Origin of the sequence: Bartonella sp. LB28NMGDW (genome assembly GCF_042194435.1) — a bacterium.
GTDB classification, from domain to species: Bacteria; Pseudomonadota; Alphaproteobacteria; order Rhizobiales; family Rhizobiaceae; genus Bartonella; species Bartonella grahamii.
Window position 1 is genome coordinate 275,180 of the sequence record NZ_JBHIMX010000002.1, and the last position, 23,137, is coordinate 298,316.

Annotated in this window: 15 protein-coding genes and 1 pseudogene; 11 read left to right on the forward strand and 5 right to left on the reverse strand. The window is 38.7% G+C overall.

What is annotated here, in order from left to right; all coding sequences use genetic code 11:
• Window positions 1-58 precede the first annotated feature (58 nt).
• Complete coding sequence (locus ACFIKG_RS02485) at window positions 59-2,488, forward strand: TIGR02302 family protein (RefSeq protein WP_375626045.1); 2,430 nt, start codon at window positions 59-61, stop codon at window positions 2,486-2,488.
• Between the two features lie 221 nt (window positions 2,489-2,709).
• The gene (locus tag ACFIKG_RS02490) at window positions 2,710-3,480 is read left to right on the forward strand and encodes a class I SAM-dependent methyltransferase (RefSeq protein WP_375626043.1); all 771 of its coding nucleotides are present in this window, start codon (window positions 2,710-2,712) and stop codon (window positions 3,478-3,480) included.
• A gap of 144 nt (window positions 3,481-3,624) precedes the next feature.
• Here the strand turns inward: ACFIKG_RS02490 and ACFIKG_RS02495 are convergent, their stop codons facing one another.
• The 3 genes from ACFIKG_RS02495 to tsaD all read right to left on the reverse strand — a co-directional run bounded on the left by ACFIKG_RS02495 (window position 3,625) and on the right by tsaD (window position 6,905).
• A complete protein-coding gene (locus ACFIKG_RS02495; RefSeq protein WP_375626042.1) occupies window positions 3,625-4,305 on the reverse strand; it encodes a response regulator transcription factor in 681 nt (226 codons plus the stop codon).
• A 457-nt stretch (window positions 4,306-4,762) separates the two neighbouring features.
• Window positions 4,763-5,197, reverse strand: coding sequence for an EVE domain-containing protein (locus ACFIKG_RS02500; RefSeq protein ID WP_375626040.1), 435 nt, complete (start codon window positions 5,195-5,197; stop codon window positions 4,763-4,765).
• A 613-nt stretch (window positions 5,198-5,810) separates the two neighbouring features.
• Window positions 5,811-6,905 carry a tRNA (adenosine(37)-N6)-threonylcarbamoyltransferase complex transferase subunit TsaD gene (gene tsaD / locus ACFIKG_RS02505; RefSeq protein ID WP_375626036.1) on the reverse strand — a complete coding sequence of 365 codons (1,095 nt, stop codon included), beginning with the start codon at window positions 6,903-6,905 and terminating at the stop codon, window positions 5,811-5,813.
• Window positions 6,906-7,289: 384 nt separating this feature from the next.
• On the opposite strand from tsaD, the gene ACFIKG_RS02510 reads away from it, so the two are divergent.
• The 4 genes from ACFIKG_RS02510 (at window position 7,290) to ACFIKG_RS02525 (ending at window position 12,416) form a co-directional block, all read left to right on the forward strand.
• Window positions 7,290-8,474, forward strand: a complete 1,185-nt coding sequence (locus ACFIKG_RS02510; RefSeq protein WP_375651678.1) for a hypothetical protein — start codon at window positions 7,290-7,292, stop codon at window positions 8,472-8,474.
• A gap of 11 nt (window positions 8,475-8,485) precedes the next feature.
• Window positions 8,486-10,045: a heme biosynthesis protein HemY gene (locus tag ACFIKG_RS02515; protein WP_375651679.1), complete on the forward strand. Its 1,560-nt coding sequence runs from the start codon at window positions 8,486-8,488 to the stop codon at window positions 10,043-10,045.
• Window positions 10,046-10,191: 146 nt separating this feature from the next.
• Window positions 10,192-10,938, forward strand: coding sequence for a glutamine amidotransferase (locus ACFIKG_RS02520; protein WP_375626031.1), 747 nt, complete (start codon window positions 10,192-10,194; stop codon window positions 10,936-10,938).
• 422 nt (window positions 10,939-11,360) lie between these two features.
• A complete protein-coding gene (locus ACFIKG_RS02525) occupies window positions 11,361-12,416 on the forward strand; it encodes a DUF2125 domain-containing protein (protein ID WP_375626293.1) in 1,056 nt (351 codons plus the stop codon).
• 1,039 nt (window positions 12,417-13,455) lie between these two features.
• On the opposite strand, the gene ACFIKG_RS02530 is transcribed toward ACFIKG_RS02525, so the two are convergent.
• Window positions 13,456-18,165 carry an NAD-glutamate dehydrogenase gene (locus tag ACFIKG_RS02530; protein WP_375626029.1) on the reverse strand — a complete coding sequence of 1,570 codons (4,710 nt, stop codon included), beginning with the start codon at window positions 18,163-18,165 and terminating at the stop codon, window positions 13,456-13,458.
• Between the two features lie 274 nt (window positions 18,166-18,439).
• Between ACFIKG_RS02530 and ACFIKG_RS02535 the strand changes: the two genes are divergently transcribed.
• From ACFIKG_RS02535 to rpsP, 4 genes and pseudogenes are all read left to right on the forward strand, one after another.
• Window positions 18,440-19,096 (forward strand): carbonic anhydrase, encoded by a 657-nt coding sequence (locus ACFIKG_RS02535; RefSeq protein ID WP_375651680.1) that lies wholly within the window; start codon window positions 18,440-18,442, stop codon window positions 19,094-19,096.
• A 230-nt stretch (window positions 19,097-19,326) separates the two neighbouring features.
• Window positions 19,327-20,895 (forward strand): signal recognition particle protein, encoded by a 1,569-nt coding sequence (gene ffh / locus ACFIKG_RS02540; RefSeq protein ID WP_375626291.1) that lies wholly within the window; start codon window positions 19,327-19,329, stop codon window positions 20,893-20,895.
• A gap of 24 nt (window positions 20,896-20,919) precedes the next feature.
• A pseudogene (locus ACFIKG_RS02545) lies at window positions 20,920-21,248 on the forward strand (chorismate mutase).
• 16 nt (window positions 21,249-21,264) lie between these two features.
• Window positions 21,265-21,639: a 30S ribosomal protein S16 gene (rpsP, locus tag ACFIKG_RS02550; protein WP_273787601.1), complete on the forward strand. Its 375-nt coding sequence runs from the start codon at window positions 21,265-21,267 to the stop codon at window positions 21,637-21,639.
• Between the two features lie 135 nt (window positions 21,640-21,774).
• Here rpsP and ACFIKG_RS02555 read toward each other — a convergent pair whose 3' ends face one another.
• The gene (locus ACFIKG_RS02555) at window positions 21,775-21,990 is read right to left on the reverse strand and encodes a DUF1674 domain-containing protein (protein WP_375651681.1); all 216 of its coding nucleotides are present in this window, start codon (window positions 21,988-21,990) and stop codon (window positions 21,775-21,777) included.
• Window positions 21,991-22,073: 83 nt separating this feature from the next.
• On the opposite strand from ACFIKG_RS02555, the gene htpX reads away from it, so the two are divergent.
• Complete coding sequence (gene htpX, locus ACFIKG_RS02560) at window positions 22,074-23,120, forward strand: zinc metalloprotease HtpX (RefSeq protein WP_375626328.1); 1,047 nt, start codon at window positions 22,074-22,076, stop codon at window positions 23,118-23,120.
• The last annotated feature ends 17 nt before the right edge of the window (window positions 23,121-23,137 follow it).

A 23,137-nucleotide genomic window follows, 5' to 3' on the forward strand; every position in this document is an offset into this window, starting at 1 on the left:
TCTTGTATGGGGTTTATGATCTTAATGCACCACGATAAAAGGGGATAAATGCTTGTTTATGAAAAATAAAAACATCAAAGGCTTTGCAATGAAGCTTTTGTGTGTGCGCATTTTGATGTGGGGAATCCTTTCATTTGAACGGATGTGGGTACGGTTGTTGCCATTTTTCCTCGTTGTTAGTCTCTTTTGTTCGTTTAGCTGGTTGGGACTTTTTGGCATTTTGGGCTATTGGTCACATTTGCTCTTACTTGGGGTTATACTTGTTTGTGCTGGGGCGAGTTTATTTTTTCTTGTTCGTTTTCGGTTTCCCACAATACGGGAAGTGAATTGCCGTCTTGAACGCGTCAATGATCTTAGACATCAGCCTTTGAATATTCAGACAGATCGTTTATGTTCTGAAAATGATGAAGATTTTAGTGCTGTTATTTGGCGTGAACATCAACGCCGAATGGCAAAACAATTATACCATTTAAAAACTGGATTTATCTCTCTTAATAGTGCGGATTATGATCCTTTGGCTTTGAGGGCTTTGTGTGTTCTTCTTTTTGTGTGCGCTTTTAGTTTTTCTTTTGGTTCACAAGGGGGGCGTTTGGCTGATGCCTTTGATTTTCGTCCTGTTGTTGATGAAAAATTCATGCGGATTGATGCTTGGGTAACACCACCTGCTTATACCGGTGTGGCACCGATTTATTTGACAAAAGATGAGAAAACACAACTAGAAATCCCTGAAGGGAGTAATGTTGTTGTGCGTGTTGTCAATGGGGCTGGCGTTACAGTAAAAGCAAAGTCTGTAGAAGATGGGAGGGAAGTTTCGTTTTCAGAGAAAACGGAACAAACAGCTTTGAATGATCCAATCGCTCATTTTGAAACACATTTAAAGCATTCAATGAATTTATTTGTATCATCACGTCGTAAAAAACAGCAGTGGCATTTGCAGATGATTAAGGACACGCTTCCGACAATTCATTGGCTGGAAAAACCAGGGAGGATTTTAACGGGATCATTAGAGTTACGATATGTGGTGGATGATGATTATGGTGTGACAAAGGCTTTTGTTGAAATAGAGCCTTTTCTTTCTCAGAATAAAAGTGCTTCCTCTCTTTATAATGCTCCGGAAATAGAGCTTCTTCTTCCGCGTGGTGGAAAGGGAAAAATGCGGATGGTGCAAGATATATCAGCGCATCCATGGGCAGGTTCGCAAGTCAAAATTACTTTGGTGGCAGAAGATGGTGCGGGGCAGAAAGGGCGTAGCAAAACTTTTGTTATGACATTACCGCAACACGTTTTTTCAAATCCTGTCGCGCGTGCGGTGAGTGAATTGCGTCGTTTATTAGCGCTTGATGCTTCTGCGAGAGAGCGTGTATTGGATATGCTTTCTGCTTTGCTTGTGCGTCCAGAAAAAGGTTTGCAAAATGTAAAGCATTTTCTTGTTCTACAAAGTGCGTGGACAAGACTTTCTTTAGCACAAACAGAAGATGATTTGCGTGGTGTGGTGGATTATTTATGGCAAATTGCTTTGGGTATTGAAGATAATCAGCTTGAATCCGTGCAAAAAAATTTAAAACAAGCTCAAGCTGCTTTACGTGATGCATTGCGTTACGGTGCTTCAGCGGCAGAAATTGAACGGCTTATGGCAGATTTACGTCAAGCTATGGATGAGTATATTCGTGCTTTGGCTGAAAAAGCACAAGATAGTCAAGTTTCTAAAAATTCTAAAAGCTCAAAAAGTCCTAATCTTTCTGAAGCTACATTACAAGAAAAGCTAAATTTAATTGAGGAAATGGCTAAAACGGGCTCTTCTTTAGCAGCTGAACAACTCTTAGCGGAAGTTGAACAGACGCTTGATCATTTGCATGTGCAAAAAGGCAATCAAAATGAGGGAGAAAAAAGCCAATCTGCACAAATGAAAGAAAAGATGGACCAGCTTGGAGATTTAATGCGTCGTCAGCAAGAAATTCTCAATGAAACACATCAGTTAGAGATGGAACAAAAACGCGGAGAAAATGTGCCGGAAACACAGAAAAAATCTTTAAAAAAACGTCAAGCTGAATTGCAGTCTGAATTATCAACATTAGAAAAAGAATTATCAGAACAAGGATTTGAAACAGGGGGCGCATTGAAAAGGGCAGAAGAAAAAATGAATTCTGCGGAGAATGCTCTTGATAATGGAAATCATCAGGTATCTATACAAAATCAGTCTGATGCTTTGGAATCTTTGAGGCAAGGTGCACAAAATGTTTTGAAAAAAATGCGCGAAACACTCAAAGAAACGGGAAATGATCAAAATGCTGATTCTGGTCCTAAAGATCCGTTAGGACGTCCACTTTCTTCAAAAACAGATGAAGAACAAGAAGGTGAGGCACTACCACAAAAAAGTGATCAAATGCGTACGCGGCAGATTTTGGATGAAATTCGCAAACGTCTTGGTAAAGAGCATATTCCAGAAGAAGAAAAAAACTATCTTGAAAGATTGCTTCATTTTAATTAACCAGTGTTGGCTTTTTTCTTAATTGATGTCAGAAATAGTGTATGAAGAATCTCTATGGGGTTCATCTCCAAGAAAATGATTAAAGCGCTTGTAACGCAAAATCATCCTGCTGTACTGATTTTTTGATCATTTAAGTTTAAAATATGAAATATTGAAATGTTCGCTATTGCGGAAAAAGAGCAGAAGTCCATATAAGTTTGGTATATGAAAATCTGTAATGTTTGAAATTTGTTTCTACATGGTATGTTGAGTTGGATATCGTTGCGCTGAAAGATTTTTATGCTTCTGCACTTGGGCTGCGTGTGCAAAAGACGCTGTGTGACCAATTGAATTTATGGTGGCCTGATCTTACGGATAAACGGATTATGGGGTTGGGTTATGCACTTCCTTATCTTTCTACATTGCGTGAACGTGCCCAACAATGTTTTGCTTTTATGCCATCTGCTCAGGGTGCTTTCCCTTGGCCTTGTGCTGAGCAAGTTGCTACAGCGCTTGTTTTTGAAGAAGATTTGCCGCTTCCTGATGCGTCAGTTGATTGTATTTTATTGGTACATGCATTAGAATATACAGAAAATTCATTTGAAACATTGAATGAAATATGGCGTGTTTTAGCACCCAATGGCCACTTGATCGTTATTGTACCTAATCGCTCTGGCTTTTGGGCGCGCAATATTACTACGCCCTTTGGTTATGGCGAGCCTTATAGTCGGCAACAAATTACTCGTTTGTTCGAAAAAACAAATTTTGTTTCTGGGCCAATACAAGAAATTGTACATTATATGCCCTCTACGGGTTATGTTTCGCGGTTGTTCTCATTTTTTTATGAGCCATTTGCACGCTATCTTTTGCCTTATTTTGGCGGACTCTTAATGTGTCAGGCACAAAAACGTGTTTATCAGGGGTTGCTGGTACAGCGTCGTCAATCGCGACGTGTTTTTATTCCTGCGTTATCACCACAAGTGCGAAATATTTTAATTTATAAAGATAATTAATCATTTTGCCATTGGCATAAGAACCGCAAATATAGAAGGATTTTCTTATTTTAATTTTTGCACATTATATGTGAAGGTTTTTTTCATCTCGTTTTTGTTTTCATTTAAGATATTAAAATTATTTTTGAAACAGTAAATCTCGAATTAAAGATTTAAACGATAACCATTTTGATCTGTTATGAGAATTTGTGCATTGGAGGGATCTTTTTCGATTTTTTGTCGCAAACGATAGATATGGGTTTCTAAAGTATGGGTGACAATATTTTCATTATAACCCCAAACTTGTTCTAACAATGTTTCACGGCTAACAATTTTATCATTGGCATAATAGAGACACTTAAGAATTGCTGCTTCTTTTTCTGTGAGACAGATTTTAGTGTTGCATTGATCAAGAAGAAGTTTTTGTCTCAGTTTAAAAGTATAGGGGCCAAGATGAAAGGTTGTGTCTTCATTTTGTTCATATTGGCGCAACTGTGCTCGAATTCTCGCTAATAACACCGCAAAGCGAAAGGGTTTTGTCACATAATCATTGGCGCCTGTTTCAAGATCTAAAATATTATCGCTGTCTGTATCATGATTTGTTATCATGATAATGGGGGCACGAAATCCTTGGATGCGTAATTTTTTCACGGCTTTGAAACCATCAAGATCAGGAAATTTAAGTCCCAAAATAGCGAGATCAATATTTTCTTCTTGGATTATTTTCATTCCCTCTTCTGCTGTTTTTGCTTGGAAAATTTCAAACTCTTGATGCATTTGCAATTGTTCTACTAAAACGGGGCGTAGATCATCGTCTTCAACAATTAAAAGAGTATAGTGGTTCATGTTTTTCCTTATAGGCATGTTGATGCACTGATTGGTAAAGAGTAGTTTCGTGAAAAATGAGATTTCATGCAAGAAAAATTAAAAGAGGAAAATTAAAAAAAGAGCGTTTGATTGATTCAATATAAACAGGTTGGGAATGAGATAATCCTGGGGTATGAGGGGTCTCATCCAACATGTAAAGCAATGAACACTCAATATGATGCGTGTTTTAAGCGTGAAGAGAACTGTGCAACACTTAACACATATACACTGTTTAGGAGAATTTCACGGTTATTTTTGTTTTTTCGTTGCATTTGTGTGCGAGGGGGTTTTGTGTGTGATGTTCGTGGTGTTGCTTATTATAATCGTTGAGTAAGCTTTGCCTTTAGCAATACCGAAAAGATGCATCATAAAGAGGTTTTTTGTGCAATGCTATGAAGCATCTTTTTATATGAGTTAATGAATAAAAATTATTGTTTCAAGATACAAGCATTTCCCTCTTAAGGTTGCCCATCAAACAGACTTCTTTCCATTCATCTTCTGTCACGGGTTGCACTGATAAGCGGCTGGCTTTAACCAGCACCATATTTGCTAGTTTGGGATTGGCTTTAATTTGTTTTAATGAAACAGATGTTGGCATGTCACAAAGTGCACGGATATCCACACATTCCCAGCGTGGATCAGAGCTTGTAGAATCAGGGTGTGCTTCAGCACATATTTCTACAATACCTACAATTTCTAAACCTTTATTTGAGTGATAAAAAAAACCTTTATCGCCATATTTCATGGCGCGCATATTATTACGGGCTTGATAATTTCGTACACCATCCCATTGTTCGCCATTAACTCCTTTTTTCTTTTGCATCTCCCATGACCATTTGTGGGGTTCAGATTTAAAAAGCCAATAAGCCATGAGTTCTCCTTTTTCATAGACTGTTATGCATTCATCATGTGTATTTTTATAAGCATCTTTGTAACACCATCAACGATGATTTTTAAAATGGGGTAAAGAACGGGCATAATCTGTTTTTTCTTGTTTCAAAATAACGTGTAGCAGAGAAACGCGATCCATTGATATTTCACGTTGTATAAAGGTATTTTGCTCTTTGCTTATCTTTTCAGCTATGGCTTGAAATGCGTTCACTATAAGAGTTTTTTGGAGAAAATTAAGAAAATTGATTCTAAAAAGTTTTAAGATTACAACGGCAATGAAACGAATAGATGATCAAAGATAATGAGGTCAAAGAATGGCTTTCATATCTATGCTTCGTGAGAGAGAGTAGATCTTATTATGCCGTAAAATACCGTCATTTGAAGTGTAATGATATAAGGCAGTTTTTTGAAACATAAAGTTTTTTAGAATGTGTGGTGAATATTTAGGTTTGCGTGTCGAGCTTTGGGTTAAGTGAATTGTGTGAGTGGGAAGCAGGTGGAATCCGCTCGATAGAAAGTTCGGACTATCTATAGACCGAATTGAGTAGAAATCTTCGTTTTTTAAGATGTGTGTGGGGGGGACGTCAATTTTATTATGCTTTTGTTCCACGGCGTCCCATTCCGATCAAGGGCGTGGCTTTTTCATCTAATGGCCAGCGTGAGCGGGGTGCAATGTCGAGAGAGCTTGTTTCTCCTCGTGCGAGTTTTTGTGCACCGGCAAAAGCAATCATTGCAGCATTATCGGTACACAAGGAAAGAGGAGGGGCTATAAATTCAAAACCATGTTGATGGGCAAGTTCTTGCAACGTAGAACGAATGGCTTGGTTTGCGGCAACACCGCCCGCGACAACCAAAGCAGGAGAACGCTTTCCTTGATTATGAGAGAGAGGATATTGGTGGGTAAAGTGTTGTAGGGCTAGGTGAATACGATCATGTATCGTATCGGTTACGGCGGCTTGAAAACTTGCGGCAATGTCAGCAATATCATTTTCTGTAAGAGGAGCTATGGCTGTTGCGGCTTGTCGAACAGCAGTTTTTAGTCCGGAAAAAGAAAAATCTAACCGTTTTTCACCTTTTAAAGGTCGTGGAAGGGGAAAGCGATTTTTATCACCAAATAAAGCTGCTTTTTCAAGTGCTGGTCCACCAGGATAAGGAAGACCTAAAAGTTTTGCAGTTTTATCAAAGGCTTCTCCTAATGCATCATCAATGGTGGTTCCTAAACGTTGGTAGTTGCCTACTCCATGAACAATGATTGTTTGTGTATGACCCCCTGAAACTAAAAGTAATAAATAAGGAAAGCTGACGCTGTGCGTTAAGACAGCTGTTAAAGCATGTCCCTCTAAGTGATTTACCGCAATAAATGGTTTGCCAGTGGCAAGAGAGAGTGCTTTTGCGCTCATAACGCCTACCAACAATCCTCCTATCAAACCAGGTCCACTGGTGGCTGCAATGCCATCAATATCTTTTAATTTTGTGTTTGCTTCTGTTAGTGCTTGCAGAATTAAATGATCAAGAACTTCAACATGGGCACGAGCAGCAATTTCAGGAACAACACCACCGTAAGGTGCATGGTGATCAATTTGGCTCCAAACAACATTGGAAAGAATTCGGCTGTTTGATTCATTGTTATATTCAATGACAGCCGCTGCCGTTTCATCACAACTTGTTTCTATTCCTAGAAGACGCATTTTAAACAAAACCTTATATTGAAGCTTCTTTCCTGTGTGCGTATCATGAACAGAAAAAGATGCAAAGTATTTCTCTTAGAATTGATTTTTCTATGAAAAATATGTGTTTTGGTATTTTCTTTGAATTTCATGATATTGTTGATTAAAAAATAAAGCTGTATTTTTGAGTATAAAATGCAAATGTGTTTTTAAAAACTTGTCTATTAAAGTCTATAATTGTAAATATTATTGAGAAAAATGAGATTTGGAAAATTTTTATAAAGTTATACTCTTTATAAAAAGAATGTAAAGCAAACGAAGATATTTGAGAAAAGCTTCATTTTTAAAACTTTTTTCATTTTATTATTTTATCATTAAAAAAAGTGTGCACAAAAAGTGACAGAGATGGTCGATTCTTCAAAACCAAAAGTTAAACCACATTATGCTGGTACGCGTCGTAAGAAACCAGTTATTGAACATGAAGCTGTTCTCCATGATTCAGAGGAAAAAATCCACAATTCTGTAGAATCTCATGCGCGAGAAAAACAGAATATACAAGGTCAGGATAAAAGTACCTCTAGTACAACTTGGCTTTTCTTGTCCCTTTCTGGGATTTTGGGAGGATTCATTGCTTTGGGAATTTTTATGGGGCTTCAATGGGCTGGTTTTTTTCCTTCTCCTTTTGTGGCAAATTCTGTTGGGGGGGGAAAAGCTTTGCAGATTGCTGAAGCCGCAAAAAGTCAAGGTGAAGACACAAAGGAACAATTGAGGCGGGTACTTCAAGAAATTGATATGTTAAAAACAGAGTTTTCTTCTTTCTCAGCACAACAGTTTAAAACAACGAAAAATGATGAACTATCGAAAGAAGAAAGCAAAAAAGCTTTTGCAATTTTAGAGGAAAAAGTAAAAGCTCTTGAAGAAACTGTACAAACTTTTGTTAGAGAGTCGAAAGAAATAGAGACGGCTTTGTCTGTTGGGCAGAGCAATGCAAATGATCTTGCTGCGTTAAAACAAAAGTTAGAAACACTACAGGAAGAAACTGCTGTTAAAAATAGTGAGAAAAAAGAAATAGATACCGCGCTCTTTACCGCAATTAGTTCATTAAAAAATGCTGTAGAGCGTGGTGGATCTTATAATAATGAATTAAAGCTGTTACAGCAATTATCGCCTTCGATTGATGGACTTGATGTGTTGCAAAAGACAGCTACTGTGGGTCTTCCAAGTTCAGCACAACTTTCAGTTGATTTTGCTCATGTTGCCGATGCAATTGTTGGTACGCAAAATCTTGTTGCGTCAGATGCTGGTTTTTTTGACCGAATTTTAGCATGGATAAAAGGGCTCATTGTTTCGCGACCGATTGGAAATGTTGAAGGGATGACGCTTGGGGCTATTGCGGCACGCATGGAAGTTGCCATTCAAGCTGGTGATTACGAAAAGGCCTTGAGCGAATGGCAATCATTGCCTCAAAGTGCAAAAGATGTTTCAATGGATTTTGTTAAGCAGCTTGAAAGACATATTGCTATTCAACAGTTGTTGCAGCAATTGTTATTGTCTGTGCAACAAGGATCTTTTAAAGCAACAAAGATGTAAATAGGCCCAAGATGATACGTGTTTTTATTTATATTTTTGTTGTTTGTATCCTCGGTTTAGCTTTCACGTGGGTTGCTAATCACAATGGTATTTTTGTTCTCACATTTTTGCATTTCAGATTTTCTGCTTCATTTCTTACAGTGTTAAGTGTGCTTATTTTGTTTTTTGTAACGCTGGTGCTTTTATGGTGGTTATTGTCTTTCTTTTTTTCCATACCGAGTGCTCTTTCCAATTATTTTTATAAACGCCATCAAAAGCGTGGTTATGAAGCTCTTTCAAAGGGGATTCTTGCAACTTTTGCTGGTGATAGTATGGTTGCGCAAAAAATGGAAGCACGGGTTGCTAAATATCTTGCAGGAAAACAAGAGCCATTGGTAAAATTCTTACAAGCGCAAACCTTGTCTTTACAAAATAACTCTGTTCGCGCCATCGGTCTTTATGAGGAGATGAGAAAGGAAGATTCGACAAAATTGGTTGGACTTTATGGTTTGTTTCGTGAAGCGATGAAGAGTAAAGCTTATGAGGCAGCGCAACAATATGCCGAAGAGGCACTGACTTTATCGCCAGCACTTTTATGGGCGCATCAGGCGGTGCTTGATCGGTTAAGTACTGAGGGTAAATGGGATAAGGCACTTACTATTTTTGAGAGAACGCAAAAAGCTCTCCCGCGTTCTGTTCGCGCGACTCCAGAGCGGCAGCATATACAGGTTTTACTATTAAGTGGGCAGGCACTTTCTTTGTTTGATACACATCCTGTACAAGCACGTGAAGCCATTTTGAAAGCCCATAAATTGGCGCCTGATTTTGTTCCAGTAATAGTTATTGCTGCTGATATTCTTTATAAGTTAAATGAAACGCGTAAAGCGGATAAAATGATTATAGCGGCTTGGCAAAAGAATCCTCATCCTGATTTGGGGACGCTTTATCTTGAAAGAGAAGAAGGAGCCATTGGGCGATTAAAAAGGGCTAAGACACTTGCTTCTTATAATAAAGATGCATTTGAATCGGCTTTCCTTATTGCTAAAGCAGCTTTAGATGCTGGTGAAACAGCATTAGCGAGAGAGCAGGCAAAAAAAGCATTACAGTATCATCCACGGGAAAGTGTTTATTTATTGTTGGCAGATATTGAAGAGGCACAGGGAAACAATCAAGGTGCTGTGCGTCAATGGCTTTCTTTAGCACTTCGTGCTGAACGTGATCCAGTATGGATGTGTGATGGGTCCATTTTTTCTTCTTGGTCAGCGGTTTCTCCAATCAGTGGACGTTTGGGCTGTTTTGAATGGAAGGCGCCTCCCTGTATGCCTTCTCTCACATTAGAGGCGGACAATATTGTGCCGAAAAAGCAAGACAAAGAGTATGTTATGGGAAAAAGTGATGGTGTTGAAGATAAGAAGCTTGAAAAATTAACACCTATAGACGATTCTCTTTTGCATAATGCGCAGGTGGAGAAACAAGATATAAAAGAACAAGATGTAAAAATGTTCAGTCAAACTCACTTAAATGTTGATGATCCAGGGGTGAAAACAGAAGAAGAAACATTTTTATCGAGGAAAAAATTTCGTTTATTTTAAATTGCACCAATGTGATAATACGAATGTTTTCTCAGAAGAAACAATTGACCTAGAAGAAAAAATATCGTTAGTCTTGTCCAATAAAATTATTCTCTTATGCTTTAAAAATGAAGTTTTGCTTGGTTGCAGAGGTGATTGGTTAAAAAATGTTTTTACATCAGAGATGTCTTGATAAAAAACAAAAAAATAACAAACCAAGGATTGCTGTTGTTATTCATCGGCGGTCTACCTATACTGGTCGTTTAGGAAAATTTTTACAACAAAATGGTTTTGTTCTTGATATTTATCGTCCTATTTTTGGACAAAAACTCCCTGATACATTAGAGCATTATGCCGGTGTTGTTATTTTAGGGGGGCCGATGAGTGTGAATGACAGCGAAGCCTATATTGGTGAGGAAATTGATTGGATTTCGTTATCACTAAAGGAAAATAAGCCTTTTTTGGGTATTTGTCTTGGAGCGCAAATGTTAGCGCGAAATCTAGGGGGGCGCGTTGGTACAAGAAGTGATGGGACTGTTGAAGTCGGCTGGTATCCACTAGAAGCAACCCCTCAAGGGAAGGAATTGATGAATTGGCCAGAAATGGTCTATCATTTTCATGATGAAGGTATTTATGATTTACCGAAAGAGGCAATGCTTTTGGCAACAGGGCATACATATCCTACACAAGCTTTTCGTTATGGAAACAATGCATGGGGTTTGCAATTTCATGCTGAGTTTACACGTGCTATGATGCGACGGTTAGTCGTGCGTTCGGCACATAAATTGACTGAAAAAGGTGCTCAACCTGCTTGTGCACATTTGAAAGGTCGTTTAATTTATGATCAAGCTTTAAGCCAATGGTTTGAAGGTGCATTACACCAGATTTTTTGTGTACCGACCGCATTTGTGTGAGTGTTAGAAACACTATTTATTATCGTTCTTGTTGTGCTGTAAAACAGTATCGTTTAAGGCAGAGATAGAAAACTCATGTAAAACTTTACACATGAGGTATTTTTTGTTAGAAAGTGTAATGGATTTTCTTAAAAAGATCTTGGTGGGTGGACTTATGAGATACTGTACTTTAGAACGATGTATAGGAACTCTTTGAAGTGATCAGTAGATAAAATCCGGTCGATTAAGAAGTTGGATTGTTTATAAACTGACTGTGGTTAAGAATCTTTGTCCTTTTTAGGGTGGGGAGGAAGTTAAGAGATAAAGAAAGTTTTAATGTTGTCTAAATCCTTTCAAATACCGTCATCACAAAAGAGATTTTCTTTGAGCTATTTAATTTGTGGGCTCCTTTGTCTTGCTCTGATATTTATTTATAGCGCACTCTGGTTTTTTTTTCACGTAAAATAGAAGAGCAAGTTTCTGATATATTTGCAAAAGCGTCTTCCTATAATATGGCGGCGGTATGTGAGAATGTGCGCAAGGATGGTTATCCTTTACGTATCGGTGTTGTTTGCGACAATTTTCAATTTTCTTGGCCTTTACATGGGGTTTCTGTATCGACGGGGCGTTTGACAGCTGGTGCACCAATTTATGCACCTCATTTGGTCGAGTTTAATGTTCATTCTCCTGCATCAATTGTTTTTTCCGGACAAACTTCCATAGTATCGCGTTGGCGCAATTTGGTTATTGAAACAGAACCTTATTGGAAAACGGGTAAAACATTGAAGTTTATAGCTGAAGGGCTTGAAATTTCACCTCTTTCCTCTTCCCTTGAAGATCAAAAGCCTCAAGAAGCATTAGGAGAACAAACAACAGATAAAAAAACGACACAGGAAAATGTAGAAGATCAAGCATCTTTGCAAAATACGCATGACATGATTACTCAGCCGTTAGAGACAAAAGATATGCCTCAAAAAATAACGGCAGAATTTTTGCGCTTTGATCTGAAACATGAAAAGAATGATTTGTTGGGAAATATAACTTTTGACGGTTTTGATGTTTCTCTAGTTTTTACATCTTCTTTTGTTGATGTCCCAAAAATTGATGGTAACTTGAAAGTGATTTTAAATGACATCTCTTTTTTGTCTGAAGATGAAGGGAAAAATTGGCAACAGCGACTGTATGGAAAAAGTGGGCTTTTAAAGCAAGGTGAATTGACTTTTCATACAGGTGGTGGGTTACGTATTAGTGGACCTTTTTCTTTTGATGAAGAAGGATATTTGACAGCAGAATTCGAACTTGTCCATATTCAGCCCATGAAGCTTCTTAACACTTTGCAGCGCTTATTTCCCGCGCAGGACAATAATCTTCAAGCGTTATTTTTTATTTTGGGTGCACTGCCTAAAAATGCCGATGGCGCTCCCGTTCTCCCCTTGCTCATTAATAATGGGTGGGTAAAATTAGGTTTTTTAAAACTTGGTCGTCTCGCTCCACTTTAGGTTTTGTACCCAAGCCTTTTTTCATTTTTACCACCAAATTTCGATTTTTTCTGATTTTTACACTTTTTTTGCAATTTTAGAGTGTCAAAATCTATTTTAACAAAATGCGTATTTAATGGTAAAAAAATAGCTGTAAAAATAAAAAATTACCACTTACTCCTAACTAATCCCACCTCTTTTCACTTAGTACAAAATCTTATGTCAAACTACATATAGCAACAGTGTTTGTGTGGAAAAAGTGGCATTTTAAAGTATGCTGAATTGCCTTTTTATACAGGTAGTGTGGTGCCGTGTTAGGAACCTTTTTTCTTTATGTATGGAATTTTGAGCATATTGCAGATGTCTGTTTAGAGTGACCTTTGAAATAGGTAAAACAGCTTAGTTGGATGAGAATATGAAGTTGTAAAGAGGAGAATGGACGTCCGTTTTTACTGTCGTTTTTTATTCGATTTCACGTATTTCAAAAGCAGTTACAGTCATATCTTTTAAATAATGGATTAAGCATATCCTTTTGTTTCTGATGTTTTTTAATGCAGCCATATGTCTTCCACGTAAAACAGAATATATTTGTATTGCATATTTACGCATTTGTTAAAAAAATATTTCTCAGTGCTTTCTATTTCACGATGTTGCCTATGAATGGTATAATGATAAAGCCATTAAGCACCACCATCTTTTCGTTTATGGAGTAAGAAGCTAGAAGGGGGCATTTAGTTCTTTCTTTAATGTTTTTTATCTATACGCTTTTCTCATTTGCAATATGCAAGGGGCAATGCGTTTAATTGATTGAATATAAACAGACTTGAAATAAGAAAAACTTAGAATATCAGCTTCTCCTTCAACATAAAAATAATAAAACTATGATTGTAAATCAATATATTATATTTTTATGTTGAAGGATATTTGACAGTAAAATTTGAATTTATTTTTTATTTTAAGTGCTTTGTCTCAAAATGCGGGATAGCGCTTCCGTTCTTCCCTTACTAATTAGTCATGTATGGATAGAACGGGAGATTGAATGGGTTGTTTTGTATCTGCTTTAGGTTTTAAAGCCAGTATTTTGAAGTTGAGAAATCAATCCTGCTGCAAAAGTAAAACGAGAAATATTGAGATCATTTTCAATAAGGGCACTAATGCGGTTTGTAATGTTGTGAATATGATTTTCTTCTGTTTTTTTCCAAGTGTCAAAAGGATCTTTTTTCTTTCCATAATTTTTGAGGATTTTCATAACGATTTGCCGTAAGCTTTCAGAAACATTTTCTTTGGCTTGGCTTAAAGCCATACTATCATAATAATCTACTACAGGAATTATACGACTTGCTTCGTTAATGCGGTTTATACGAATGATTTGTGCAAGTGAAAAATAGATCTCTGCGGTTTTAATAAGATCACTGTTGCTTTTTTTTGCAATTAAAGAAATATCACAGATTGTTGAAGCAGCTTCTAAGAGAGCTAATTGCTTCGCTAATGCTTTTGGTGCTCCCTCTTCGCTGTAGTGTAATGCTTTTTCCTCAATCTTTTGCTTAATATCGTTGTCGTGAGAATGCATAAGCTCTTTTTCAATAATGCTACGGGCTTGCTTTATTGTTTTTACGATTTCTTCTAATGGACGTGAGAGATCTATGTTGTGTAAACCCCAACTGGTTGTTTCAAAGAGCATTGGGGTCATTGCTGCGTAGAATTTGTTTTGGACAAGACCGGGTATTTTATTATCAAGCTTATCAATTTGCTCAGACAATTGAGGAATTTCAAAACCATCGCGAATGGCAATGAAAACGCGAATAATATTTTCAGCTTTTTGTTCTGTTGCATCGTGTAGTCTATTAACAAAAGTGGGGCCTCCACGATTTACAATATCGTTGGCAATCAGCGTTGCTATAATATTACGACGCAATTGATGGTTAATGACTTCCTTCTTAAAATTTTCTTGAATTTGTGTTGGAAAATAGTTCAGCAAGGTTGTATTGAAATAGTGATCATCAACAATGGGGCTATTAGCAATTTCTTCTTTTAAGGTTAATTTAGCATATGCAAAAATAACAGCGAGTTCTGGACGGAGAAGACCTTTGCCTTGGGTTGTTCTTTGTCGTAAAATTTGCTCATCAGGGAGTATTTCAACTCTACGATCTAGAAGCTTTTTTTGTTCCAAATCGTGCATAAAGCGTATTTGATAGGGCAAATCAGTAGTGCTTTGATTTTCCGCCAAAGAAAGAGCAAGGGGTTGTAGATAATTGTTGCGCAAAACGAGTTGCTCGACTTGAGGTGTCATTTTTTTCAAGAGCTTATTGCGATCTTCGCGGGTTAACGTTTTGGCACGTAGTGCTGATGCAAGAACAATTTTGAGATTGACCTCAATATCAGAACAATTCACACCAGCAGAATTGTCAATGGCATCCGTATTGCATCGACCACCATTTAAGACATATTCAATCCGTCCGCGTTGTGTAACACCAAGATTAGCCCCTTCGCCAATAATTTTTGCACGCACTTGCTCTCCGGTAATGCGTATCGCATCATTCGCACGATCACCTACTTGGGCATCATTTTCTGTTGCTGCGCGGATATAAGTACCAATGCCGCCGAACCATAAAAGATCAACAGGGGCTTTGAGAAGAGCAGATATAATTTCAAAGGGTGTTCCTGTTTGTTTTTCGAAACCAATGGCTTGTGCTGCTTCAGGTGAGAGAGTAATGGTTTTTTCTTTTCGTGAGAAGATACCACCGCCCTTTGATAATTTGCTTTGATCGTAATCTTGCCAGCTGGAGCGAGGAAGTTTAAAAAGGCGCATACGCTCTGCATAGCTTTCGTCTATGCTTGGATCTGGATCAATAAAGATATCGCGGTGATCAAAAGCGGCAATCAATTTTGTTTGTTTGGAAAGTAGCATCCCATTACCAAAGACATCGCCAGACATGTCTCCAACACCGACACAGGTGAAGGGCGTTGTTTGAATATCCTGATCAAATGTTTCTCTAAAATGTCTTTTGACAGCTTCCCATGCACCTTTGGCTGTAATACCAATGGCTTTGTGGTCGTAACCTGCTGAGCCTCCAGAGGCAAAAGCATCATCGAGCCAAAAGTGATTTGCTTGGCTGATGGCGTTGGCGGTATCAGAAAAAGTTGCTGTTCCTTTGTCTGCTGCGACAACAAAATAGGGGTCAGGGTCATCATGACAGATGACATTGGGGGGAGAACTTATTTTGCCGTTAATTAGATTGTCTGTGATTGAGAGCAAAGCTGTGATAAAGTCTGTATAAGCTTGTTGTGCTGCTTCTATAATGAGAGCACGGTCATTTGTTTGGGGAAGCCGATGGGGATAAAAACCCCCTTTTGCACCTGCAGGAACGATAACTGCATTTTTAACTTGTTGGGCTTTGACTAAGCTGAGGACTTCGGTACGATAATCTAATGCGCGGTCAGACCAACGAATGCCACCACGAGCGATAGGTCCAAAACGCAAATGTACCCCTTCAACTTCCGGTCCATAAACAAAAATTTCTCGGTAAGGGCGTGGTTCAGGCAAATCCTCAATTTGGCGCGGATTTAATTTGGTGGCTAAAATACGCCGTGGACTTCCATCGTCAAGAGGCGTAAAGGCATTCGTTCGTAAACTCGCATCGATAAGGTTGCAATAACGGCGTAAGATGAGATCATCATCTAAACCAGACACTTTCCGTAATTTTTCTCCAATACGCTTTTGAATAACCTGTTGGCTTTTTTCCCGTTCTTTTTCTGTATGGCTTTGGTGAAACTTTAAATGAAATAAAGCATAAAGATCTTGGGTAATGTCAGGATAAGCATTTAAAGTTTGGGCAACGCGATCTTGCGAATAAGGAATACCAGCTTGCTGGAGATAGCGCCCATAATGGCGCAAAATAACAATTTCATGCCAATCAAGTTCAGCTGTTTGGGTGAGTGCATTAAAAGCGTCATTATCAGCATTTTGTGCCCAAATTGCCTCAAAGGTTTCGGCGTGTTTTTGACCGTTTTTTTCAAAATCGATATAGAGCTGGAAAGTACTTTCCAGCTGCATATCATGAAGATACACAGAGTGCCCATAGCCATCTGGTAATTCAAGGGTTTGTTCGGCAATAACGCGAAACCCCATGTTTTCAAGGAGTGGTACGCGTTTGGAAAGGGCAAGAGCTTCATGGCGGTGAAAAAGCCGAAGAGAAATAGTACGTTTTTCTTTATTTTGTGTGTGATAAAAGTTCACGAAAAGGGGCTTCTCATCATGAAGATTTAAAATATGTCCTGCATCGTTAATAGCGTCTTCAGCTGAAAATAAATCACGATAGCTGTTGGGAAATTCGCTGGCTAGACGTGTTTGTTGCTCTGTTGTTTTCTGAGTAAGAGCGATGGCTTGAACGCTGTCTTCCCAACTTCGTGCAATCGAACGTACATGTTGTTCAAGTGTGGAGCGCTCGTGAAGGGGAACAGTCTCGTTTCCTTTGCGATGGATGATATAATAGACACGTATAAGGGTGCTTTCCAAAAATAGCGGATAAGATTCAAAAAAGTCGCCTTTATAGAGCTCAACAAAATGTTCGCCAACTTTTTCACGCAGGCTGCTGCTATATTGGTCACGCGGTACGTAGACAAGGATAGAAACAAAGCGCCCAAAAGAATCAGTGTGGGCAAGAACCCGTAAACGTGGGCGCTCATCTAATTGTAGAATAAGTTTAGTGTTTTCTGTCAATGTATCAACATCAGAGCGAAACATTTCATCTCTTGGATAGGTTTCTAAAGCACTGACGAGTGCTTTTCCTGAATAATCGGCGTGATTGTGTCCAAGACGTTGAATAATAGTTTGGGCTTTTTCTTTTAAGAAAGGAATTTGCAAAATAGAACGTGTATAAGCTGAGGAGGTAAAAAGCCCTACAATGCGTAATTCTCCACAGAGTTGTTTTTCTTTATCAAATATTTTAAGACCAATATAATCGAGCCAGACAGAACGGTGAATTTTGGAGCGACTGTTGGCTTTTGTCACGATAAACAGATTATCGCTTTCCATGAAGGATAAAACTTCTTGAGGAGGTTCTTTCATACTTTCATCGTCAACAATATGAATAGAAGCATCCGTGAGTATACCAAGTTCAATATTACTCGCTGTAAAGGATTTTAGGGGTTTTTGGTCTTTGATGAAGTTGTAAGTGCGCATACCAAGGAAAATGAAATTATCGTCCATTAGCCAGTGAAGAAATTCAATAGCCTTTTCACCTTCTTGTTTGTAGTGCGGGGGAAGGCTTATTTGGTAGGCATGAATATGCTTTTTAACTTCTTCAAGCATAGGTTTCCAGTCTTGTACAGCAGCATTAACCTGTTCAAGAACTAAGATGAGTTCATTTTCAAGTTTTTGTATTTGCTGTTTGTTTAATGACTCGATGTGAATTTGCATCAGACTGATGCGTTTTCCAGAAGTACAATCAAGAATAGGGTGCGCAATTAAATAGATATGGTTTTTGTGTTGATTGAAAACATTTAAAATAGAATCGAGAAGGAAGGGTTTGTTATCATTGACAAGCGTGATAGCGGTTATAGGCTTGTTATTACGGGTCAAATTTTGGTCAAAGTAGATAGTATTTTTTCCCGTCTGATGGAGATTAAAAGCTTTTACTGCGATGGCTGCGGCTTTTTGAAGTTCTTTATTTTCGTAATAAACAATATCTTCTTCATCTGTTTGAGCAAAAAGGATTTCTTCTATTTTATCTTGGGTGTTTTTTGTTTCTGTTTTTTTTTGTTGCAACACATTCACTCTCCCTTTTTGCTCTTAGGGGTCTTCTCTTCATCTTTTTAAAAGCAGACCATTATATTTTTGTATACTGTAACACCTTCTTCTTGAAGAAAATAGCTCTTTATTTGGAAAGAATGAGTTTGTTTTTGCTGTTTTTTAGTAATATTTTGTACTTTAAAGAAATATTTTGCTTCAAGGAAAGGGCACTTTTAGTATTTTTGTATGTTAATAGTTTGTTTTTTAAAATATACAAAATGAAAGTAAAAAAAGAAGCAAAAGTAAAGAGAGAATGGCGCGTTTACCAGAAAGACTTTTAAGTGGTTACCAAAACTTTATAAACAATCATTTTTTATATAAAATAGCAGATTATCAGCAATTGGCGATTGAGGGGCAGAAACCTGAAGTTTTGGTCATTGCTTGTTGTGATTCGCGTGCAGTACCAGAAATGATTTTTGATGCTAAGCCAGGGGAAATTTTCACTTTGCGCAACGTGGCGAATGTGGTTCCTCCTTTTTCTCCTGATGACCAATATCACGCAACATCAGCAGCTCTTGAATATGCTGTGCAATTGCTTAAGGTGAGACATATTGTCGTTTTTGGTCATGCCCATTGTGGAGGCATTCGTACTGCTCTTAATGAGACATATAAATCTTTATCATCAAATGATTTTATTGGTCAATGGATAAGTCTCTTAGCACCAGTAGCAGAAATCGTTTTGAATAATAAGTCGCTGTCGTGGCCAGAAAAACAGACGGCATTAGAGCAGCTTTCTATTCGCCATTCGTTGAGAAATTTAGAGACGTTTCCGTGGATAAAGCTTCGCAAAGATCAAGGTTTTTTGACATTGCATGGGGTTTGGTTTGATATCTCTAGCGGAAAATTATGGAGTATAGAACAGGAAACAGGTTGTTTTATGCGTGTTGAAGTTGAAAGTTTTGAAGTATAGTATTTGCTGTTTTTATTTCTTCGTATAAAAAGACATTTTATGATAAAACTTGACAAAGCTGGGGTTTTATTGTTTGAAGGAGCAAGCTTTCAGTGACAAAATTAACTTGGAGCCACCGACTGAGACCCCAGTTTAAGGGTATAAAGAGATCTCAGAGGTCAACATCCGACGGCGCGATGCGTTCTCGGATGTTATTTTGGTTTGTTTGTTATGCAACAATGAGGTAAATGATGTTTGAATCCTTGCAAGAGCGACTTGGTTCTATTCTGTCTCATTTGACGGGACGTGGCGCTTTATCGGATCAGGATGTTGTAGAGGCGCTGCGTGAAATTCGTCGCGCTTTATTGGAAGCTGATGTTGCTCTTGATGTTGTACGCTCTTTTACCGATAGGGTTCGGGAAAAAGCTGTTGGGGCCGAAATCGTTAAATCAATTAAACCAGGCCAAATGGTGGTTAAAATTGTTCATGATGAATTGGTTCATATTCTTGGAAATGAAAGCGTTCTGAGTGATTTAAATGCACCAGCTCCAGTTGTTATCATGATGACTGGTTTGCAAGGTTCCGGAAAAACAACTACAACAGCAAAGCTTGCAAAACGTTTTACTGATAAGCATAATAAAAAAGTTCTCATGGCGTCATTAGATACACGCCGTCCCGCTGCACAGGAGCAATTGCGCCAATTGGGAGAACAGGCAAAACTTGCAAGCTTGCCTATTATTGCGGGTCAGCTGCCTGTTGATATTGCATCACGTGCCGTGCAGGCTGCTAAATTAGGTGGTTATGACGTGCTTCTTCTTGACACAGCAGGACGTAATCATATTGATGAAGCTTTGATGCTTGAATTGGCTGAAATTAAAGCATGTGCCCTTCCTCATGAGATTATGTTGGTGGCTGATAGTTTGACGGGGCAAGATGCCGTTCATCTTGCTCGTTCTTTTGATGAGCGTGTAGGGATTACAGGGATTATTTTAACACGGATGGATAGTGATGGGCGTGGTGGTGCTGCTCTTTCTATGCGTGCTGTTACAGGTAAACCAATTAAAGCAATTGGGACTGGTGAAAAAATAGATGCCTTAGAAGAATTTCATCCCAGTCGTATTGCTGATCGTATTCTCGGAATGGGGGATATTGTTTCTTTGGTTGAAAAAGCTGCTGAAACAATGGATCATGAGAAAGCTGCTGCTTTTGCAAAAAAAATGCAAGCCGGAAAATTTGATCTGAATGATCTTGCAGAACAGTTGCAGAAAATGAAAAAACTGGGTGGAATGGGCGGTATTATGGGCATGTTGCCAGGAATGGGGAAGGTCAAAGAGCAGATTGCGGCTGCGGGGTTTGATGATCGTTTGTTTGATCGTCAATTGGCCATTATTTCATCTATGACACTGCAAGAGCGGGCGAATCCAGAGCTTTTAAAACATAGCCGCAAACAGAGAATTGCTAAGGGATCTGGTACAACGGCAGCTGATATTAATAAACTTTTAAAGATGTATCGCCAAATGGCTGATATGATGAAAGCCATGGGTGGTAAAGGAAAAAGTGGTTTGATGGGAAAAATGTTGGGAGGACTTGGTTCCAAAATGGGTTTTGGTGGTATGGGAAATTTGGGGGGGGATTCTCCAGCTATGCCTGATTTGTCAGGATTGGATCCAAAGCAATTCTCAACGCTTCAAAAGCAAATTGAAAATGGTAATGGAGAGAAGTTCTTGCCCGGACTTCCCAAGCGTGGACCTATATTTCCTGGTCTTTCCAATGGCATTGCCGATAGGGGAAAATTTCCTCAGCATCCTAAGAAAAAATAAGATGTGAAGAGGGAAAGGAATATGATGCAGGAAACAGTATTAAAAGAATTAGCACATTTACGAGCATCTATTGATAATTTTGATGCAACTTTGATTCATATCTTAGCAGAGCGTTTTCGTTGTACGAAAGCTGTTGGGCGCTTAAAAGCGCGTTATGATTTGCCTAAAGTAGATCCTCTGCGTGAGCAATATCAGGTAGAGCGTTTGCGGCAATTGGCTATGGATAGTGATCTTGATCCTGATTTTGCTGAAAGATTTTTAAAATTTATTATTAAAGAAGTTGTGAGTCATCATGAAGTTATTGCTGAAGAGCAAAAAACAAAAAAGTCAATTTAAACGAAAGCCAGAGCTGACAATAGGAGATAAAATATGGCATTGAAAATTCGTTTGTCCCGTGGAGGTTCAAAAAAACGTCCTTATTATCATATCGTCGTTGCAGATGTTCGTAGTCCGCGCGATGGGCGGTTTCTTGAGCGTGTTGGTGCATGGGATCCAATGTTGCCTAAAGATGGACCGAGGGTAAAACTTAATGAAGAACGTATCCAATATTGGCTTGGGCAAGGGGCTCAACCAACAGATCGCGTTTTACGGTTTTTAGATGCAGCTGGCTTGAAAAAGCGTCCAACTCGTAATAATCCACATAAAGGTGAACCGGGTAAAAAAGCACAAGAACGTATAGCAGCAGCAAAGCAAGCGGCAGAAGAAGCAGCGGCAGCGGCTGAAGCAGAATCTGCTTCAGCATAAGAAGCATGGTTGTTTATCAACGTGTCTTTAAAAGCTTTAGAAAAATAAATATTATCCGTTTTTGTTTATCAAAAACGGATTTTCTTTAAAAAGTGGCTTGTTTAAACAGCGCTGGTTTTTTAAAAATCAATGGTTTTAAAAGTCAATAGCGCGGCCTTTAATTTCCCAGTCTCCATAGCGGGAAGGGTCTTTTCCGCCGCGTCCGCCGTTTTCTAAAGGTTGTTCTTTTTTTGCTGCGCTTTTTCGCCTTTCTTCAGCTTCTTTAAGGGCGCGTTGTGCTGCGGGAGAAAGAGATTGCTGTTTAACGACATTTGCGTTTTTTTTGCTTGTATTCTCATCTTTTTTATTCATTTTACACCTATTCCATTGAAGAAGCAGAAAGAAAACACCATCATATAATATTGATTGACTTTTATCATGGAGTTTTTTGAGTAATGAATATAATGCGTACAGCCATGCTTTTGGCTTTTTTAACTGCTCTTTTTATGGGAGTTGGTTATCTTGTTGGAGGGGGTGGTGGCATGGTCATTGCTCTTTTGATGGCAAGTGGTTTAAACTTTTTTTCTTATTGGAATTCGGATAAAATCGTTTTACGCATGTACGGGGCGCGTGAAGTTGATCAGCATTCAGCACCAGTTTATTATAAGATTGTAAGCGATTTAGCACAAAGGGCTTCTCTTCCTCAACCAAAGGTTTATGTTATTGAGAATGCACAGCCAAATGCTTTCGCGACGGGACGTAATCCGCAAAATGCTGCTGTTGCTGCAAGTACTGGGTTGTTAGAGCGGTTGAGTTCAGAGGAAATTGCCGGCGTTATGGCGCATGAGCTTGCACACATTGAGCATCGTGATACCTTAACAATGACTCTAACCGCGACGATTGCAGGGGCAATTTCAATGCTTGGTAATTTTGCTTTCTTTATGGGAGGACCGCGGAACTCTTCAGAAGATTCTCATGGCGCTGGGGCAATTGGAGGATTTATTGCATTGCTCGTGGCACCTTTTGCAGCGATGCTGGTGCAAATGGCGATTAGCCGTACGCGGGAATATGCTGCGGATCGGAGAGGGGCTGAAATATGTGGTAATCCTTTATGGTTGGCTTCGGCATTGCGTAAGATTGCTGATGGGGGACGTGGGGTATATAATGAAGAAGCAGAGCATAATCCAGCAACCGCGCATCTGTTTATTATTAATCCTTTGAGCGGTGAGGGAGCGGATAGTCTTTTTTCGACACATCCAGCAACTGCAAATCGTATTGCTGCTCTTTATCAGCAAGCAGAAGAGATGAAAGGGGCTCTTGCCAAAAGTGTGGGATGGAATAAAGAAGACGCTATACATGAAAAAAGCAGCGGGATGAGCTATGCGGATTTTCATAGTGGTCAGGCTCATACATTAGGTGAGCAAGAAAACAGTCCTTTTCAGCGTGTTACAAAGCGTCCTTCTTGGCTTCGTTATGAAAATTCAAAAAGATCTCGTTCATAGAGTTATTGAGGGATTTT